The 15,645-nt window shown below is 37.2% G+C and carries 15 protein-coding genes; 6 read left to right on the forward strand and 9 right to left on the reverse strand.

Features of this window, described 5'->3' with window-relative positions:
• Position 1 precedes the first annotated feature (1 nt).
• The gene (locus MK805_RS03620; protein WP_240873828.1) at positions 2-841 is read left to right on the forward strand and encodes a M50 family metallopeptidase; all 840 of its coding nucleotides are present in this window, start codon (positions 2-4) and stop codon (positions 839-841) included.
• Here the strand turns inward: MK805_RS03620 and MK805_RS03625 are convergent.
• Positions 830-1,741, reverse strand: coding sequence for a S66 peptidase family protein (locus MK805_RS03625; RefSeq protein WP_240873829.1), 912 nt, complete (start codon positions 1,739-1,741; stop codon positions 830-832). The genes MK805_RS03620 and MK805_RS03625 overlap by 12 nt on opposite strands.
• 316 nt (positions 1,742-2,057) lie before the next feature.
• Between MK805_RS03625 and MK805_RS03630 the strand changes: the two genes are divergently transcribed.
• Positions 2,058-2,765, forward strand: a complete 708-nt coding sequence (locus tag MK805_RS03630; protein ID WP_240873830.1) for an LPXTG cell wall anchor domain-containing protein — start codon at positions 2,058-2,060, stop codon at positions 2,763-2,765.
• Between the two features lie 148 nt (positions 2,766-2,913).
• Positions 2,914-3,852, forward strand: a complete 939-nt coding sequence (locus tag MK805_RS03635) for a DeoR family transcriptional regulator (RefSeq protein WP_240873831.1) — start codon at positions 2,914-2,916, stop codon at positions 3,850-3,852.
• A gap of 117 nt (positions 3,853-3,969) precedes the next feature.
• On the opposite strand, the gene MK805_RS03640 is transcribed toward MK805_RS03635, so the two are convergent.
• Positions 3,970-4,758, reverse strand: a complete 789-nt coding sequence (locus MK805_RS03640; RefSeq protein WP_240873832.1) for an SGNH/GDSL hydrolase family protein — start codon at positions 4,756-4,758, stop codon at positions 3,970-3,972.
• Between the two features lie 365 nt (positions 4,759-5,123).
• Here MK805_RS03640 and MK805_RS03645 point away from each other — a divergent pair, with 365 nt between their 5' ends.
• Positions 5,124-5,675 carry a GNAT family N-acetyltransferase gene (locus MK805_RS03645; RefSeq protein ID WP_240873833.1) on the forward strand — a complete coding sequence of 184 codons (552 nt, stop codon included), beginning with the start codon at positions 5,124-5,126 and terminating at the stop codon, positions 5,673-5,675.
• Between the two features lie 165 nt (positions 5,676-5,840).
• Here MK805_RS03645 and MK805_RS03650 read toward each other — a convergent pair whose 3' ends face one another.
• The gene (locus MK805_RS03650; RefSeq protein WP_240873834.1) at positions 5,841-6,380 is read right to left on the reverse strand and encodes a TetR/AcrR family transcriptional regulator; all 540 of its coding nucleotides are present in this window, start codon (positions 6,378-6,380) and stop codon (positions 5,841-5,843) included.
• Positions 6,381-7,105: 725 nt separating this feature from the next.
• Positions 7,106-7,861 carry a helix-turn-helix domain-containing protein gene (locus MK805_RS18000; RefSeq protein WP_240873835.1) on the reverse strand — a complete coding sequence of 252 codons (756 nt, stop codon included), beginning with the start codon at positions 7,859-7,861 and terminating at the stop codon, positions 7,106-7,108.
• A gap of 166 nt (positions 7,862-8,027) precedes the next feature.
• Between MK805_RS18000 and MK805_RS03660 the strand changes: the two genes are divergently transcribed.
• Positions 8,028-10,409 (forward strand): beta-glucosidase, encoded by a 2,382-nt coding sequence (locus tag MK805_RS03660; protein ID WP_240873836.1) that lies wholly within the window; start codon positions 8,028-8,030, stop codon positions 10,407-10,409.
• A gap of 286 nt (positions 10,410-10,695) precedes the next feature.
• On the opposite strand, the gene MK805_RS03665 is transcribed toward MK805_RS03660, so the two are convergent.
• From MK805_RS03665 to MK805_RS03680, 4 genes are all read right to left on the reverse strand, one after another.
• Complete coding sequence (locus MK805_RS03665) at positions 10,696-11,232, reverse strand: DUF1572 family protein (RefSeq protein ID WP_240873837.1); 537 nt, start codon at positions 11,230-11,232, stop codon at positions 10,696-10,698.
• Positions 11,233-11,377: 145 nt separating this feature from the next.
• On the reverse strand, positions 11,378-11,926 hold the full coding sequence (locus MK805_RS03670) for a COG4315 family predicted lipoprotein (protein WP_240873838.1): 549 nt from the start codon (positions 11,924-11,926) through the stop codon (positions 11,378-11,380).
• A gap of 79 nt (positions 11,927-12,005) precedes the next feature.
• Positions 12,006-13,124 carry a M56 family metallopeptidase gene (locus MK805_RS03675; protein ID WP_240873839.1) on the reverse strand — a complete coding sequence of 373 codons (1,119 nt, stop codon included), beginning with the start codon at positions 13,122-13,124 and terminating at the stop codon, positions 12,006-12,008.
• A 2-nt stretch (positions 13,125-13,126) separates the two neighbouring features.
• Positions 13,127-13,504 carry a BlaI/MecI/CopY family transcriptional regulator gene (locus tag MK805_RS03680; protein WP_420833049.1) on the reverse strand — a complete coding sequence of 126 codons (378 nt, stop codon included), beginning with the start codon at positions 13,502-13,504 and terminating at the stop codon, positions 13,127-13,129.
• A 400-nt stretch (positions 13,505-13,904) separates the two neighbouring features.
• Here MK805_RS03680 and MK805_RS03685 point away from each other — a divergent pair, with 400 nt between their 5' ends.
• Positions 13,905-14,660 (forward strand): gamma-glutamyl-gamma-aminobutyrate hydrolase family protein, encoded by a 756-nt coding sequence (locus MK805_RS03685; protein ID WP_240873841.1) that lies wholly within the window; start codon positions 13,905-13,907, stop codon positions 14,658-14,660.
• A gap of 222 nt (positions 14,661-14,882) precedes the next feature.
• Here MK805_RS03685 and MK805_RS03690 read toward each other — a convergent pair whose 3' ends face one another.
• The gene (locus MK805_RS03690; RefSeq protein ID WP_240873842.1) at positions 14,883-15,437 is read right to left on the reverse strand and encodes a hypothetical protein; all 555 of its coding nucleotides are present in this window, start codon (positions 15,435-15,437) and stop codon (positions 14,883-14,885) included.
• Between the last annotated feature and the right edge of the window lie 208 nt (positions 15,438-15,645).

Consider the following 15,645-nt stretch of genomic DNA (forward strand, 5'->3'; position numbering starts at 1 on the left):
AATGGCTATATTTCAGAGATTTCGATTACATCCAACATTTTGGTTGTTAGTAGTTATTTCGGTTTGGACAGGGCATTTTCTAGAGATCATCACTTTATGTATCTTGGTTTTCATTCATGAATTGGGTCATGTTGCAGCTGCTTGGTCATATGGTTGGCGAATTCAATCCATCGAGCTTCTGCCAATTGGAGGAGTTGCAAAAACAGATGAGTGGGGTACAGTTCCAGCTAAAGAAGAAATTGTAGTAGCCTTAGCAGGGCCCTTTCATCATGTTTGGATGGTATTGTTTAGTTTACTCGCCTTTCATTTAGGTTGGTGGAGTGAGGCTTGGACTACTTATTTTATTCAAGGAAACTTGTTCATTGCCCTCTTCAACCTAGTACCAATCTATCCCTTGGATGGAGGAAGGGTACTTCAAGCATTGCTAAGTTATGTGCTGCCTTACCGCTTGTGTATTACGGTTACCTATTGGGTGAGTATTATTTTAACTATAGGTCTCATTGGATGGGGATTATCATCATCTTTTCCCTTGTTTACGATTTCTCTGTTTTTACTCATGACAAATATAAAGCACCTTCGATCACACCATCTTCAATATTTACGTTTTTTGTTATATCGTCATCATAATGGAATAAATCATGATGTACCCATACGTCGTATCGTGTTGCAGCAACCGATTATAACTTCTTCTTTAATGGATCGCTGGTACAAAGAATCTTATCATGTCTTTGAGTTGAAGGATAAATCAGGTACATTGATGGGTTTTATTCCAGAGGAGAGGTTGTTAAAAAAATATTTTGAAGACGGGAAGATAGGTAAAATACAAGATCTAGTTGGTTAGGGATACCATACAGAAGCAAGCATTTGCATCAACAAAGGCTTCTGCTCCGATGGGAATGGGATAATTAGGTAAGGAATGTCCAGCAGGCAAGCCGTAAAAAGCCGGTTTCCTAACTCGCTGCATGTGATCCGTTAATATTTCCCTAACAGGTATGCTAGGTTTGTTTGCTGGAGCATGACATTCGGTAAAATCACCAAATACAATACCACTGCAAGCTTGTAATTTACCAGCTAAACGAAGTTGAGTTAACATGCGATCAATTCGATATGGATTTTCACCCACTTCTTCGATAAATAAAATACGGCCTGCTGTATCGATTTCAAAAGCAGTCCCAAGTGACGCCACTAGCAATGACAAATTTCCTCCTATCATAGACCCAACTGCGTTTCCAGGGAAAAGGCAGTGGGCTTTTTTTGTTTTAGGATACGAATAACTACCCGTAGGATTTCGAAGTAATCGCCACAGATCAAACCACCAATCTTCTCCTGCTGATTTGGGTAATTCTGCTAACATTGGACCATGAATGGTAGGTATTCCGGTTATTTGATAGATGGAATTAAGTAAAGTAGTAATATCACTATAACCGATCAACCATTTGGGATTACGACGAATAAGCCCAAAATCGAGCTGGTCAACGATCCTAAGACAACCATATCCTCCGCGCAAGCAGAGAATTGCTTCAATTTCAGGGTCAGCAAACATGCGATGTAAATCCGCTAAGCGGTCTTTATCGTTTCCTGCTAAAAATCCATTTTGATCAAAGATAGCATCCCCGAGAATGGGTACATATCCAGTATCATATAGATAATCGATTGCTTGGTGTGTTTTATCGGGATCAACAGAACTCGAAGGTGCCACAATGCCAATATAAGCTCCTTTGCGTAAAGGTTTTGGTATCATTCCTTCAACCCCTTTTTATATTGAATATGCCTAAATGCCACTTATCGAAAGATGGAACATGTTGCGATGTAATCCTTCCTTATTTGAGATAGTCATTTTTAAACTGAAATATGCTTATAATATCGTTTCTGTCTGAAGAAGGTAATTTAAAATGGATGATAATCTATTGTTTAATGTATAAATCAATTTTATTATTAAACGAATATTCAAGAAAAGTACATTATTATGCGGATTCGAATAGATATTTATCTATTACAATATGAAATATCCTTATCAAATAAAATAAACGAATGATGTGAAAGAAGGAATTTGCGAAATGTTCAAAAAGGCTGTTTCTGGTGCATTTGCAGCTACTCTTATTTTGGCAATACCAAGTCTTGCATTAGCATGTAACTGGGGAGTACAAGCCAGTGGAGATTGTAAAAAATTAGATGTAACCGTTTCAGTTGAACGTGGCAATGACGAAAAAGCTGGAAATTATGAACTATACTGGTCGAAAGACGGTAATCCAAAAGAAGGAGAAAAGATTGCAACTGGTGAAATCCCAGCTTTGGAAAAAGGAAAAGTACACAGCATTTTCTATGATGTTGCACAAAATAAAAATGGGAAAGAAGGACACTATGTTTTCCATTTGATTGAACCCAAAGGTTCTATCTGGAGCAAAGAAATCGTGGTGACAAATTGTACCGAAGTTCCGCCAGCATCGGATAATGGTGGAACGACAACACCACCAGCAACAGATAACGGAGGAACAACGACTCCACCAACAACGGATAACGGTGGAACGACAACACCACCAACAACGGATAACGGTGGAACGACAACACCACCAACCACCAATAATGGAGGAAACACAACGCCACCAGCAACAGACGCGGGCGGTAAAACTCCTATACCAGTAGTGACCAAGCCAAATGGTGGTAAACTGCCCAAAACTGCAAGTTCTTACCCCACTGCAATCGTACTAGGAGCAGCACTTGTCGCAGGTGGAGCACTTTCCCTTCGTTTACAAAAACAAATATAATCAAATCATACAACAGAACAAAAAGGATAGCATCGTTGCTATTCTTTTTTGTTTCAGTAAAAAGGGATAGAACAATAGAAGAAGATATTTGAAAGGTGATAGAATATAAAAAGATGGCACGTTTTCGAATTCGTTGGAGATTACTTTGGTGAAGCATACGACGAACAACAAAGAAGTTCGACTGACTCCTACTCAACAAAAGATTTTGCAGGTATTGGAAGCGAAATCTATCAGCCTGCGAACATCAGAGCTTGCACAGGAACTGGGAGTATCAGAAGTTACGATCAGGCGTAATGCCGCTGTACTCAGTGATCTCGGTCTGATTAAAGTAACTGGAGGAGGACTAAATTGTCATCGGTATTACTACACCTCCGCTAACAGTGCAACTGATTCGCCAAATCCCACTCTCCCTAGCTTTGTGGATCAAAATCTTCCACTCCTTTACAACCAGAAAAAGATTTTGCAAGTATTGGAGAAAAAGGCCTGCTGGGTACGAGCATCAGAGCTTGCACAGGAGGTGGGAGTAGCGAAATTCACTATTTTCCGTCTCATCGATGGATTGATCCAACTAGGGCTAGTAAAAGCGACGGGGAAGGGAACAACTGCGGATCCTCGTTCTTTTACGCTTTCTATCTATGCGGATCAGCCATTCCCAGAGCATTCAGTAGATCAGCAAATTTTGGATGCTTTGGAGCGGGGTTCTTGCACGGTGGCTCAGCTTAAGGCTCAACTCAGTAAGACGAAGGATTATGCAATCCGTAACTATCTTTCCGAATTGAGTGACCAAGGTCTCGTAAAAGAAAGAAAGAGAGCAGATGGTCAAGCAAGTGTCTATGTTTTCACGCATTTCTTGATTTTGACGCAAATGCTGAGATTGGGAACGTGGATTCCTGCTGGGAGAATCAAGGATGCCTCCCCCCGTTCTCTTGCGGAATTGCAAAAGAGAGGGTGGGTTAAGAAGGCAACAAAAGATGAAATCGACTACTACATGCTAACTGCAAATGGTGTATGGGCAGCTAGAAAGACCGTACAAAAAGTAAAGCGCAGTCATCCTCAACTGTTGGCTTTCGTAACGAGTCTTTCTTAGCTTGTGTACCTTAGCAGTTAGAAATAACACCCTCTGATTACGCTGTGAATCGGAGGGTGTAAAATGTTAAAAAATAAGAATAAGCTAGTAGCATTTTATCGTAAAACTGTAAGTTAATTATGATTCGTGTTTTGCTAGTACTTTCCGTTTTTTATGAAGGATCTGCTCTCCTAATTGAGCTAAAACTTTTTGTCCCTCCATCGTAGGATGAACATCATTTTGCGCTAAGCGAACTAAGGTATACTGCTGTTCATCAAATGCAGCATGTGCATCTGCTACTTTTAAATGAAATTTATTTGCATTGTTTTCGATGATGGTATTGAGTTGCCCGATCATCGATTCTGATAAAGGATGTAGATAAATAGATGCAGATGGGAATGGATTGTACAAATTATATAAAACAATTTTAGATGAAGGTGCAAATTGTTTAATGTGCTGAATGATGATTGGCAAGTTCTCAGCAAATTGTTGTGTTGCTTGCTCAAATCCTTTTTGCTGTTCTGGGGTCAATTGAATTGGTTTCTGTGCGTTTTCCGGATTTAATAATCCATATTGAGAGGCAAGTCTTAAGATATCATTGCTTCCAATATCTAACGTGATAATTTTTGCTTGTTCCACTGCTGTTTGAAATTTTTCGGTCTGCAAAGCTTGTAATAAGTCGCCTGATGTCCAACCAGGGACTCCTAAATTTTCAACTTTCTTATTTAGATTGGCTCCCATTAAGTAAGGAAAGGCATATGGAGATGGAGATTGATTATCCCCTAAATTGTATCCAAATGTAATGGAATCACCTAGTGCTACAAGGGATGAATGATGTGTTTTTTGAGGTGAAGCAAAAGAGGAGTAGGGTAAGACAAAGGTGCTTAATAGTGTAAGGGCAAACATAAGTATGGTAACTTTTTTCATGCAAACAACCCCTTGATGATTGTATTTTTGTGACCAACACAATCATATTACAATTTATTTTATATTGGTATGAATATATTTATCAGTGTGGTTTGTTTTATATTGATATAGGGATATAATGTGGATGCTTAATTCGTAAGTAAAATTCAATTTGAATGATGAAATACAAAAAGAAGATGCAGTATAGTTTTATCTAATATTTTGACCATCATTACCTCTGTTCATTACAGGTAGTTTTCATATAATATAAAACTGGAACATAAAAGGAAGGTTTTCGATTGACCGAAAGATATGTCTTCCGCTAAGTCTGAGCTCCCCCGTATCTGTGGTGTACTTCAAGTTATTTTTATTTACAGGAGGCACAAATGGATATTGTAATCAAGGAAATGGTAAATGGGGATCAAAACAAATTTGCCAACTTAGACGATAGTTTTGTAATAGATTCTGCTCTCGAATTGTTTGTACAAAATCAAAAAGTGAGTTATACAGTCAAAGGACTTCCAAGTTATACAAAAAGTTATCAAGATGATCCAACTGAAGAAATGTCAGATAAAGATTATTTGGCTTATATCGATGACCCAAATAAGATCATTTTTTTGGCCTTTGTAGAAAGTGGGCTGGCGGGAAAAGTTATGGTGAAGAGAAATTGGAATGAGTTTGCTTATATCGAAGATCTGCAGGTAGACAGCCGATATCGAAGGCATGGAGTTGGCAGAATGCTTGTTGAAAAAGTGAAACAATGGGCTTTAGATAGAAGCTTATCTGGTATTATGCTGGAGACACAAAATACAAATGTTCGAGCATGTAAGTTTTACGAAAGCCTTGGATTTGTCATCGGTGGTTTTGATTTTTGTCTCTATAAAGCTGTACAACAGGTTGAAGAAACAGCTATATATTGGTACTTGCTGTTTGATTAACATCACAAAGAAGCTTGATCCCATTACGGTGATCAAGCTTTGGTTTTATTCATCTATACTTATGTTATTGATTTATGTTTTTGTTTCAAAGTCTCAAACACTTGAGTTGCTATATGGCCCACTTCATCTGTCACAGCTCCAAGTAGTTGGATTGATTCTTCGAAGTTAATTGCCTAATATATGTGTTATGTTTTTATATATAAGCGTAAGTTCCTTCTTATTTAATGGAGGAAATAAATGTTGTGATCCGATAAACAGGGTGTAATAAATTTTTGCTACCAAATCACTATCTATATTTTCTTTATAAATATTATCACATAATACTTTGACGGAGTTCCTTCTTTCTATGTCAACACGTTGTTGATAAGAATAAACTAATTCATCGTGTGAAGCCCATGCTCGTATGTTTACTTCAAGTGAAGATTCTGCCAATAAATTAATTACAAGTTCAGTGAGACGATCGAGTTGTTCACGGGCACTCCCTTCCCTTTGGCTTAGATCTATCAATTTTAAAGTCATGTTTTCCTCCCAAAATTGGAGCAATGCATGAATATAATCTTTACGATTTTTAAAATGATGGTAAAAGGATCCTTTTGTCAGCTTTAATCGCCTACAAAGTCCATCAATTGTTAGTTCATCTGGTCCTGCTTCTGCCAGTACAGCACAGCCTTCTTTTAACCAAGATAATTTCGTTTTGCTATTCATGTGTTGGAGCCCCTTTTTTGGAATAGTATACCGTACTATGCTCTTCATACAGAGTGGTCCGTAAAATTTCTTCAAGAAATTGGAATTTACTATACTCATTCGGAAAAACTGTACATTTAGACATATTCTAAACTCAATTTAACGGTCGTCACATGTTAAAGAGTTCATTAAGATTTATCGCTATTACAGCAAATATATGGAATATCGAAGCTTTCTTCTTTTGCTAGCTGACCGATTTAAATGTACACGCTTCTTTCCATCTATTTCGAGTGGGCAAAAATTCATTTTTGGAATATTAGAGATTGCCCCTTTTATTATCATAACAAATTAATGTATTCATAGTTGGTGGAATATTCGGTTTTGACTTTCTTATTACTGTGTTTCAAATGAAAATTGTTGATAGTATCGCGTTGAGGCTTTACCTTCTTGAACAAAAGTATGAACAACGTACCATAATAATATTGGTTGAGTGCAACGATAAAATAGATTTCTGCAAAGACAACCACTAAAACAACGAGCGTTCCAAAAGCAAAGGCCATTCAGTTTTTTAAATTTTTCCGCATCATGTTTTATGTCTTCATAAATAATCATATCCCCACACGGTTTCCAAATACGTTGGTGTGGAAGGATCAACTTCTATTTTTTTCGCAGCCTTCGTATATGAATGTCTATCATTAGGTTTCTTGTTTCCAAGCTATTCGTTCTCTTCGTGTTTTTTAAATATACTAATAAGTATTTCGATATTGTTTTGGGGTAATTCCCGCAAATTTTTTAAATACCTTGGTGAAATGACTTTGATCTGTAAAGTGGAGATATGTCCAAATATCGGTCAAAGAATAAGAAGTAGAGGTGAGCAGTCTCTTTGCCTCCTCTATTTTTTTTTGCTGAATGTAGGTACGAAGGGGAATGCCAACTTCTTTCTTAAATAATTGACACAAGTAGATAGGGTTTAAACGAATGGTTTTGGCGATGTCAGAGATGGTGCATTTATCATAAAGATGTTGAGAAATATAGTATTGGCAAGATGTTACTACTTTTGAATATTTGCTTTGTTTTTGAAAGTGGACTTCCTGTGCAAATTCACAAAATGCAGCGTGGAGAAATTGGTCAATCACATCTAGTTCCGATAAACTCTCTAAGTTTTGAATATAAAGATCACTCATGGTATATGCCTGTTCCAATTGCAATCCACCATCTATGGCTGCTCTAGTCGCAAGTGTTATACCGCAAATCGCTAGGTTTTTTTTGTTTCGCAAGGCACTCGTTTTGGAAAGTGTTCCTATACCTTTGGGAGAGGGATGCTTTAAATATGCAATTAAGTCATCTGTATTTCCTTCTTTAATGGCATGCATGATTCGTTTTTCATGTAAATCACTGTGAAAAAAATGATTTTGACGTTGAAAAGACAATTGAGCAGATATAGCTTTTTCTATCCCAGTGCGGTATTCCAAATTTGTATTTTTTTTCGTTTTCTCTAGCACCGTTTGTCTCCTCCATCATACATACTATTTTTCTTTAGATTTTACTATAAAAACGCTTTCAATATAAATAGAATACTTACAGAAATAGATAATTTACTCCAATTCATAAAATGCGAAGTTACATAAAACTGGAAGGGAGAGTACTTGGATATCAAAGAAGAAATATATGGGGGAGATAATTACGATGCAGGGAAGAAAATCATATAGTCGTCTAATAAAAGTTTCCTTAACAACTGCTGCCTTGGCTTTATTTGCTACAGTTGGTGCAAATAGCATCCATGCTTTTGCAAAAGAGAAAGAACAAAGTACTACGCCTAAATTAGTAGACGAAAAGTCCATTGATGCAGTGATAAATGCCATGACAATAGAGGAAAAATCCAAATTAGTTGTGGGACAAGGGATGCCTGGTCTGATGGGCAACCCTGTGGCTAGTGTCGCTGGAGCAGTTGGAAAAACCTATGCAATACCTCGCCTTGGAATTCCAAGTTTACTTTTTGCCGATGGACCTGCTGGACTTCGAATTCTCCCGACTCGAGAAGGGGATACCAACACGTACTATACAACCGCGTTTCCAATTGCAACCGCATTAGCTTCTACATGGGATACCAATGTTGTAAATTCCGTTGGGAAAGCACAGGGTAACGAGGTTAAAGAATACGGGATTGATGTCTTATTAGCACCTGCCTTAAATATTCAACGCAATCCATTGAATGGACGGAATTTCGAATATTATTCAGAGGATTCCCTGATTGCTGGTAAAATGGCGGCTGCAATGGTGAACGGTGTGCAGTCAAATGGAGTAGGTGCAACCATCAAGCATTTTGCTGCTAATAACCAAGAAACAAATCGGATGACCATCGATACCATTGTATCGCAAAGAGCATTGCGAGAAATTTACCTCAAAGGTTTTGAAATAGCGGTAAAAGGTTCTCATCCTTGGTCCGTGATGAGTTCTTATAATAAAATCAATGGAACATCTGCCTCACAAAATAAAGATTTATTAACAACCGTACTGCGTAATGACTGGAATTATAAAGGTTTTGTGATGAGCGATTGGTTTGCCGGTACAGATGCAGTCGAGCAGATGAAGGCTGGAAATGATCTCATCATGCCGGGATCACCTGCACAATCTACTGCGATCGAAAATGCGGTTAAGAATGGAACATTGGATGAAAAGATTTTAGATCGAAATATTAAAAACTTCCTATTAACAGTGCTCCAAAGCCCGACCTTTAAAAACTTGAAGCATTCCGACAAACCAGACTTGAAAGCACATGCCCAAGTAGCTCGTCGAGCAGCAGCTCAAGGGATGGTATTGCTAAAAAATAACAATGTATCTTTGCCATTAAGCAAGAATGGGAAAATTGGATTGTTTGGAAATACCCAAATCGAAACGATCAAAGGCGGAACAGGCAGTGGTGATGTCAATGCTGCTTATACGGTTTCTATAGCTGACGGTTTGAAAAATGCAGGATATAAATTGGATGAAACCTTATACAAGAGTTATCAATCCTATATTTCTACTTTAAGACAAATGGATGAATACAAAATTAAAGATAGTCCCTGGGGTGCTGCGTTTGGGAAAGTTACTCCACCGATCCCAGAAAAATCGTTGAGTGAAGAAGAGATCCAAACAGCAGCAAAAACAACAGATACAGCTGTCATTGTAATCGGTAGAAATTCTGGTGAAGGTGTGGATCGGAAAAATGAAAAAGGGGATTTTCTCCTAACAGACCAAGAACAATCCATGATCACCAATGTTTCCGCAAAATATCACGCACAAGGAAAGAAAGTAGTTGTCGTTTTAAACATCGGTGGTCCTATAGAAGTAGCTAGTTGGAGAGATAAAGTGGATGGTATTTTGTTAGCTTGGCAACCTGGACAAGAAGCAGGTAATGCAGTAGCAGATGTAATATCTGGAGCCGTTAATCCATCAGGTAAATTGGCACAAACCTTTCCACTGAAATATAGTGATGTGGCATCAGCTGAAAACTTCCCAGGAACTCCAACGGATAACCCAACAAAAGTAGTTTATGGGGAAGACATCTATGTTGGCTATCGTTACAACACCACATTCCATGTAAAAGCTGCTTATGAATTTGGCTACGGTCTATCCTACACCAAATTTGATTACAGTAAGATACAAGTGAACAAGAAACAATTTAAAAATAAGATCAAAGTATCTGCTACTGTACAAAATACAGGGAAAAAAGCAGGGAAAGAAGCAGTGGAAGTTTATGTGAGTGCTCCAAATGGTAAGCTGGAAAAACCAGCGTTGGAATTAAAAGCATTCGGAAAAACAAAAGAACTGAAACCAGGTCAAAAACAACAGTTGACATTTGAATTGGATGCAAAAGACTTAGCTTCGTTTGATGAAAGTAGTTCCGCATGGATTTTGGAAAAAGGCACCTATCAAGTAAAAGTAGGCGCATCATCAGAAAATCTAAAAGGAGTAGCTACTTTTACTGTTGATAAAACGATCGTAGTAGAAAAAGTAAATAATGCCCTAGCCCCTCAAGAAAGTATCCATACACTTTCCAAAAAATAATAGCAGCAATAGGAAAGTCCCTAATCTTAGGGGCTTTCTTTCCTTGATTACATTATTCGGAATAAATGGTATAATAATAAACGTAGTCAAACGTACATAAAAAAGGAGGGCTCTCATGATAATCGTGTCCCCAAACGAATGGAGCAATGAGAAAGATAATTCCAGCTTTATACTTGAGCTAAACATTCCCATAGATTTAGGAAACGAAAAACAAGAGGGGTAAGTAACCCTCTTGTTTTTTTACTATGGAAAGCAAGCTGCGGTGGATAAAGGCTGTTTCTATCATTTAATTTTTGTGTTTTCGAAGCATTTCTTGTAAAAACTCTTGTGATTTTCCTCTGGCAACACTCAACGTTTTCCATTCTTCATTTTTTATCAACTTACCAATATATACAATCTGTCCCATGTGATTGGAGTAATGAGCGATTTGTCGCTCGATAGCTTGTAAAACCGTATGATCTTCTCCTCGAATCTTGATTTTACGTTCTAGGTCGTCCGGTTTAAGGGATCCTAGTGTAGTAAATAAAATATTCCACCCAGTTTCCCACGCCTCAAGCAGTGCTTTTTTGCTCTCGTAATTTCCTTCAAATTCAGCATCACGATTTCGGTCCGGCTTTTCCCCATCTGTCGTAAATATATCTGTCCATCGTGATCGAGTATTGCCGCTTATATGTTTGACAATGACAGCGATACTATTGGATTCGGAAGACGGCTGAAAATGAAGTTCCTCATGAGTTAACTGAGCAAAAGTTTTATCCCCTAGTGATTTCATGCTTTGGAAAGTAGTGATGGCAGTTTGCAGGTAGTGTTGTCCAATATGCATCTTGGCACCTCTTTTATAGAAGAGTAAAAGATAAGTTTAGTTTATCATCAATCCGGCCTGTTTTGATCTCTTAGAGGATTGTCTAACAATTGATAATAGAAGAAAAGCGGCCGAATTAGCCGCTTTTTCATGAATTATTTTCCTATTAGTAGGAATTATTATTAATTACAAACCACACATTCTTGACCCCTTGCCCATTGGTATCACCTTTTGTTTTATCTTTGCTAAAGTAATACAATGGAAATCCTTTATAAGTAACTTGTTTTTGTCTTGTATCGTCTCTTTTAATAGCTCCAAAATCTTGGCTGTTTAGACCATTTGGAATAGATAGCTTTTCTGCTGTAAATGGCGGCCATGTTAAGAGACAATCATCTTTACAATTGCTGACACCAGGTTGATCTTTTTTAAAGTAATATAAAGTCATGCCATTGGAATCAGCTAAATATTTTCCTACTTTATCGTTTTCCAATACTTGCACACCGGCTGAGGCAGAAGCTTGATTACTGGAACTATTGCCGTCACTGCTATAGTCGCTGTTATAATCGTAGTTGTTAGTATTGTTTGTATTTGCATTATTGCTGGAAGGTGTCGATGCTGTTTGCTGTTGTTGGGGCTGTGAGTAAGGTTGACTGGAACATGCTGCCAGTAAAAGAAAAGCTGCCAAACTACAAATTGCGAAAGTCCATTTTCTCATATTGTTATTCCTCCAAAAATTTTTGTAGTAACCAATATAAAAGACGAAATATTGGGAATTTTTACATTGGCCAACCTCTTTATTGTTGGCCGAACTCACAAGCTGATCTATCTCCATTGACTAAATCTTGTATCTGTTTATTTACATATGGTTTTATTTCTGCAGCTTTTGCATTGGTTAAAGTGACAAATGCAATGAGAAGAATGCTGAATAAACCAATGATAGACCAGGTTATCGATTTTCGCTGAAAAGAGGTGATCATGATGATTCTCTTTTTTAGCTGAGCTTTATTTGCAGAAAAATTTGCTACAGTAGGTAAAATCGATTTTACTGAGTTAATTTGCAACAATTTGATAAGCGTATATCCATAGTTTTTTACTTCATCGGAATGAATGTGGGAGATCGCCATTTCATCACAGGATAACTCTTGATCTTCTCTCATCCGATGATAGGCATACCATAGGATTGGATTAAACCAGTGAAAGATAAGTAATACCGTCATGATCCAGTTCACCAAAATATCTTTGCGTTTATAATGAGCTAGTTCATGAAGGAAGATATACCGTAATTCATTGTGATCGAACTCTTGAAGCCCATTCAGCGGAATCAATAGTTTTGGTCGAAAAAAACCGTATAAAGTGGGACTTTCCACCTCTGTTGTTGCTAGCAGGGAAATGGATGATTTTACTCCCATTTTCTCCTTACAGTGTTCAAAAAGCGTTAAGATCATATCATCCATAATCTTTGAAGTGTGTTTTAATTTCTTAGAAAACTTTCGATTCATTCGGAAAAGATAGATGGTGAACAGGACAACCCCAAGTATCCAAATAACCAAAGCGCCGATATAAACCCAAGTACTGATATGCAGAGAAGTAACAGAAGACAAGGGATTTTTCTCATTATCTGTAAATGTAAGTTGAAGCTGGGCTCTGTCGTCTTGCGCGATTTCTTGGATTGGGGCTTTTTGTTCATCTACTAAGGAAAACAAGTTAAACAGACTAAAAGAAGTTTCAGGTGTCCATGGTAAGATCAATCGAAACAATAGGACAAACCATATCACATACTGCCACTTTGCTTTTAGGCGTTCTTTCATGATTCCTTTTACGAGTAAGATCAAACCTACCAAGACAAAAGCCATGATTGAAGTGGTACAGATCCATTGAAATAAGTCAATCAATGACAATATAATTTTGTCCATCTTCAGCTCTTCCGTTCATTTAGAATCTGTTTTAGTTCCTCAATATCTTCCTTCGTTAAATCTTCATGTTTTAAAAAGTTGACCAAAAGAGGTTTCAACGCTCCTCCATAGAGCCGTTGGAGGAAGGATTTACTTTCTGCCTGTAAACATTCTTCTTCTGTTACCAATGGATAATAGAGATAAACTTTTCCCTCTTGTTTAAATCCCAATGCTCCTTTCTTGACTAATCTGTTGATCAGACTCTTGATCGTTGCAGGCTTCCATTCAGCATCATCACTGAGAGCATCAATCACATCATTTGCAGTGGAAAGAGGTTTTGTCCAAAAGACTTTCATCACCTGCCACTCAGCTTGCGAAATACGTGGTAATTGCTTCATAATCCATTCCTTCTCTCAACGATTACACTTGTAATTGATATTTCTATCTTAAGATTACAAGTGTAATCGGATTATGTCAATACGAAATTGATAAAAAATTTGATTAGATTCAATGTTTTTATTCATTATGAGGATCTTAATTTCAAGAGATAAAAGCGGAGAAAAGGTGAGTGGATCTATATGGTGAAGGTGATAAATTTCAAATTAAAAAAGCTTCGGACTTGATTCATTAAACGTCAGCCGAATCTTCTTTTCTTTACAAGAAAATATTCCTATTTAAGGGATAATCTTTTGGTATATATGAATGTGCTTTTATTTTATTATCGAATTAAAATAATAAGTTTTTTTGCAATGATATTGAGATACCAAATACACTAAGCAGTTTAAAAGAGGGGAAAATTTTATGAAACCAATTATAGGGATAACCGCAAATTATTCTTATGAAGAAGAGGTTGGTACGAAAATTCATATAGGGGTAAAAGGACAACAATGGCAAGTATTAGCGGATGATTATATAAGAGCTATAGAGTTTGCAGGGGGGACTCCCATTATCATACCCATCACCAAAAATATAGACAGCCTTCTGCCTGTTTTATCTATATTAGATGGAATTATCTTTTCAGGAGGATCAGATATCGATCCACAATGTTATGGAGAATTACCTAAGTTTGGTTTGGGACAAATGGATCCTTTGAGAGATCAGCACGAAATTCAACTTGCGCAAAAAGTTTTATATGAAATGGAAATACCAGTATTAGCTGTCTGTCGTGGATGTCAATTGATAAATGTAGCAGATGGAGGAACGCTTTATCAACATTTACAGCATGAAAAACGAGAGGCGATCAATCATTCACCACAGTCCCCGAAATATCACGCAACCCATCCAGTAAATATAAAGACCGATTCGAAACTGCACTCCATTTTTAATAAACATAAGGTTCACGTTAATAGTTTTCATCACCAAGGGATAAAGAAGATCGGAAAAAATTTTGATGCAACGGTAACTGCTCCGGATGAACTAGTAGAGGGTATAGAAATGAGAGGAGAGCGTTTTGTTGTTGGTGTTCAATGGCACCCAGAAATGATGATAGATCAACAGCTTGAATCTAAAACTTTGTTTGAAGTCTTTGTTCAAACATGCAAACAAAGAGTAAATTAGAGATTATTACACATGGTAATCCCTAGAGTGGAACAGCTTGAAACTATATGAATTAGATTTTTAGCGAAGTTGTTTAGCTGAAACAGCAAATACTAAATGTATTTAAAAACGTGTATGATTTTCAACTAACATCCCTGATGCTAAAAGAAAAATCCCGAACCAGAAGGTTCAGGATTTTTATGAATTTCAATATAGCAAAAAATTTATAGTAGAGCTAAAAGATTACTCAGCAGGTACTAAGAAAAACTTTTCAGCAGTCTGGGAAACAACTACCCATTCTCTTGAATCATTTGCCAAACCGCTGCCAACGATGTTAAGATACCAAGCATTATTTTCATGTTCTATCTTATAACCGTCTTGATACGGTTTAAAAGTCCATTTCTGTGCACTAGACTCTCGATCCAAATAAATGTAATTGTACCAAGGGCTCCAATTGCTATGGTTAATCGTAAAGGAATTGTATCCTCCATGTGTCGATTGCTGCATTTGAATAACATACTGATTATCGCCCTTATCTATTAGGCGAACAGGAGTACCTACAGGGTATTTTTCACTAGATCCATCTCTGCCAGATACACGAACATAATCCCAATTACTTGCACTTACTTGATAAGTTAGCGCACGTTTTAGATTGTGTTCTGGAACAAGGTAATATAGTTTGCTTGTATCAATTTGTGCACCTTCTGCATGTACTTTTCCTGTAGTTGGAGTTGCTAGTAATAAAGAGAAACTAAGGACGAAAACAAATAGCATAGAAAAATATCTTTTCAAATTCATACCACCTTAATTAATATTTTCCATCTACTAATATTTTATCAAATGGGAATAAAATGTAAATATGAAAATTTCATATATATTCTATTTTTTTCTGTTAGAAGGAATGGATTTCGCTTGTTTGAGGTTGCTGGAAGCAGGGACAAAACCCCAATGGTCAATCATTGCCTTTCACAAGGTTGTTCGGGGACAAGGAAATTCATCTTACTGC

It is taken from the genome of Shimazuella soli (genome assembly GCF_022511585.1).
Classification (GTDB): domain Bacteria; phylum Bacillota; class Bacilli; order Thermoactinomycetales; family Thermoactinomycetaceae; genus Shimazuella; species Shimazuella soli.